This is a genomic window from Escherichia sp. AM3 (assembly GCF_032029835.1).
GTDB classification, from domain to species: domain Bacteria; phylum Pseudomonadota; class Gammaproteobacteria; order Enterobacterales; family Enterobacteriaceae; genus Escherichia; species Escherichia coli.
Window position 1 is genome coordinate 1 of the sequence record NZ_JAVUPQ010000154.1, and the last position, 3,667, is coordinate 3,667.

Below are 3,667 nucleotides of genomic sequence, written 5' to 3' on the forward strand. Positions count from 1 at the left end.
AGCGGCGGTAGCATGTCGCCATCGATGACCGAGTCCAGCATCCTCGCGCCGTTTTCCGCGGGGGTGACGCGGCTCATGATTTCGTCCGTCACTTCTGGTTCAATGACCACTTCTGCACCAAAGCGACTGCGCAGCACGTTATCCAGACGGGCCAGTTTTCCGGCGATAATGGTGGCGAGCGTCTCTTTCGACAGCGGCAGATACGGCACCACTTCCATACGCGCCAGCAGGGCAGGTTTGAAGAAGTCGGCCAGCACCGGATACAGTACTTCCTGCATGGTTTCCGGGTCATCGGCATGCTCGACTATTACCTGGTAGCCGAGGTTGGACGTCAGGAAGAAGACGATATTTTTGCAGTCAATCAGGCGGCCTTCACCGTCTGCCATTTCGCCCTTATCGAACGCCTGGTAGAACAGGTTGAGCACATCCGGGTGCGCTTTTTCCACTTCATCGAGCAGTACTACCGAGTAGGGTTTCTGACGAATCGCTTCGGTCAGTACGCCGCCTTCACCGTAGCCAACGTAGCCCGGAGGCGAACCAATCAGCCGCGAGACGGTGTGTTTCTCCTGGAATTCGGACATATTGATGGTGGTCAGGTACTGGCGACCGCCGTAGAGCAGCTCTGCCAGTTGCAGGACGGTTTCGGTTTTACCCACACCGCTGGGGCCAGCCAGCAGGAACGCACCGAGCGGGCGTCCCGGACGACGCAGGTCGGCGCGTGCGGTCAGTAGATGCTTATGCAGGCTGGCAATCGCCAGGTCCTGGCCTTTGATGGTGTCACCCAGCCATTTCGTCAGGTCGGTGATGACCGACATTTCATTCTGCGACAGGCGGTTGAGCGGCACGCCGGTCCATTCGGCAATCACCGCCGCAATCTGTTTTTTATCGACGTGCGGGGAGACCAGCAACCGGTCGTTATGCAGGGCGTCCAGTTCGGCAGTGAGCTGGGCCAGCCGCTGTACCGGGGAAACTGTTTCAGCGGTCTCTTCCGGTTGTTCTCTGTCGGCCTCATCAGCCGGTACGGCACCGGTATTATCCTGTTCTGACTCTGACTCTGGCTGCGTATCCTCCACGGTATCTGCGTCCGGCAACGGCGCCGCATCGTCCTCTGCCACGCCCAGTAACTGCTGGCGCAGCGCGATAATCTCCCGGACCAGCGTCTGCTGCTGGTGCCAGGCCGCTTCCAGTTCATCCAGCGCCGTCAGCGTTTCATCATACTGCACCAGCACCTCTGTCATCCGTGATGTGTCGGTACGCAGTCCGATGCGAAGCTCGCGCTCAAGCTGGCGAATTTCCGCCTCCTGCTGGTGGCTCAGAGTGGTCAGCGCCGAGATTTGCTTCGGCGGCGACGACAGGTTGATGGCCACACGGGCGCAGGCGGTATCCAGCACATCAATCGCTTTGTCCGGTAACTGACGCCCGGAGAGATAACGCTCGCTTAATGTCGCAGCGGCCTGCAAGGCGTCATCATCAATCAGCACGCCGTGAGACTGTTCATAGACCGCCGACAGACCGCGCAGAATAATGGTGGCTTCGGCAGCGTTGGGTTCGCTGACCTTCACCAACTGGAAGCGGCGCGACAGGGCGGCATCTTTTTCGAAGTATTTTTTGTACTCGCTCCAGGTGGTGGCGGCGATGGTTTTCAGCTCGCCGCGCGCCAGCGCCGGTTTGAGCAGGTTGGAGATATCCAGCCCGCCCTGCTGGTTGCCCGCGCCAATCAGGGTATGTGCTTCGTCGATAAACAGAATGACCGGCACCGGGGAGGAAATGACCTCCGCCATCAGCCCTTTGAAACGTTTTTCGAATTCACCCTTCACCGACGCCCCGGCCTGCAATGCGCCCAAGTCAAGGGTCATGATATCGGTGTTTTTCAGCTTGTCCGGCACCTGGCCTGCCACGATGCGCAGCGCCAGCCCTTCAATCAGTGCGCTTTTGCCCACGCCCGCTTCGCCCACCACCACCGGGTTGTTTTTACGGCGGCGGCAGAGAATGTCGATCATCAGGTCGATTTCGTGGTCGCGGCACAGTACCGGGTCAAGCCTGCCGTTACGGGCGTCTGCGGTCATGTTTTTGGCATAGCGGGCAAGCAGGGTGTCAGAGGCGTCCGTCATTGTGCCTGCGCCTTTACCGTCTGCATCCGGCACGACTGATTCCGCCGACTCCTGTGTCCACTGCACAAAGTCCTGTTGCAGACGGTCACGGTTAATGCCGGTCAACAGCCGGGCGGCAGCAGGCGGTATATAACGCAGCGGCGAATGCAGCAGGGCCAGCAGCAACACGCCGCCGCGCAGTTCGCTGTGCTGCATCTCAGCCGACGCCAGCAGCCAGCCCTCTTTAAGCCACTCAACCAGCATCGGGGAAAACGCCGGGTAGCTGTCCGCAGAACGGGCGGTTGTGTAGTTCTCTACCGTCAGCGCCTGGCGCAACTCTTCCATGCCAATATCGCCCTGGCGGGTAATAACCCGCAGGTCACTGCGTGGCATGGCGAGCATCTGAATGAGCACATGGCTGACGGTAATTTCCGCTGCCTGCTGACTCATACATTCAGAGGCGGCCATCTCCAGCGCCTGGCGGGAGAACAGGTTCAGCCGTTTTACCAGCGGGGGAAGATCAATCTGGATCATAAACGTCCTTATCGAAGTAATTTGTTTAGCTGGTGCAGGATGTCCTGCGTCTGGCTGTCCAGCCGCAACAGATAGAACAGGTAAAACAACGCCAGCACGACAACGCCACCACAAAAAATATGTTTAACAGTCAGGCGACTGATGAGCTGATAACGCCCGCCCTGGGTTTTTTTGTCCTGGTGTAACAGCGGGAAAGGGGCATCGCCGCGCAGTTTATGCAGAACGTGGTACAGACGGCGGTAGATCTGCTCAAATTCCCCCTGATCCTGTGCTGCCACTTTGTAGCGCCCGCGAAATCCCAGAGAAAAACAGATCCAGAGAAATTCCAGCAGATCCTGGTAACGTTTGGGTTCACGGATCAGGCGCTCCAGCAGGATGAAAACTTTCTCGCCACCCCAGGCTTCGTTGTGGAAATGGACCAGCAATGACTGCTTGATCCACTCGTTCTTGTTTGACCAGCCGTTACCGAGCGCCGCTTCATCAATAAACGTGCAGAGGATGTAGCGAAACGAGATAATCACGCCCGGTTCGTAGCCCTGCTCCTGAAGCAGTTGCTCCACGGCCTGAACATCTGTCACCACCTGAGCAAAAAGATGCTCCGGCATCGTCTGGCTGTTCATGGTTGAAAGGCGCATTACCATACCGAGTAGCGGCGTGGCCGCGTCGATCATCGGATTCAGGCTGTTGCCACGAAGCGCGAGATGGTAGTTGCGCTGGCTTTTTTCGTCGTGTCCGGTAAATGGTGGCAGAGACAGTGACCCCTCATCCATCGTCTTACCCTCTTATCGCCCACAGTTGCATGTTCAGATCCGGGAAACTGCCGGAAACATGCAGTGCAACGGCCCCGGCGGCAGCCATTTCTGTCCAGGCCTGGCCACTCTTGTCGAGTTCGAAATAGCTGAACCCGGAATGGTAAGGAAGCTGGCGGGGAGCCACCATAAGGGCACGCAATGGAATACCGGGGATCTGCACACTGACCATATTGCGGATTTTTTCCGGCGAGGAAATTTTCGACTGCTGGATAAACTGACGCTGGATCTGAT

Annotated in this window: 3 protein-coding genes; all 3 read right to left on the reverse strand. The window is 57.9% G+C overall.

Annotated features, from left to right (window positions below; genetic code table 11):
• On the reverse strand, nt 1-2,624 hold a 2,624-nt coding region (tssH, locus tag RTW80_RS23080; protein ID WP_312720366.1), incomplete at its 3' end, for a type VI secretion system ATPase TssH.
• A gap of 8 nt (nt 2,625-2,632) precedes the next feature.
• Entirely contained in the window at nt 2,633-3,394 is a 762-nt protein-coding gene (icmH, locus tag RTW80_RS23085) for a type IVB secretion system protein IcmH/DotU (protein ID WP_000343289.1), read from the reverse strand.
• 4 nt (nt 3,395-3,398) lie between these two features.
• A partial coding sequence (tssK, locus tag RTW80_RS23090; protein ID WP_312720370.1) for a type VI secretion system baseplate subunit TssK occupies nt 3,399-3,667 on the reverse strand: 269 nt, incomplete at its 5' end.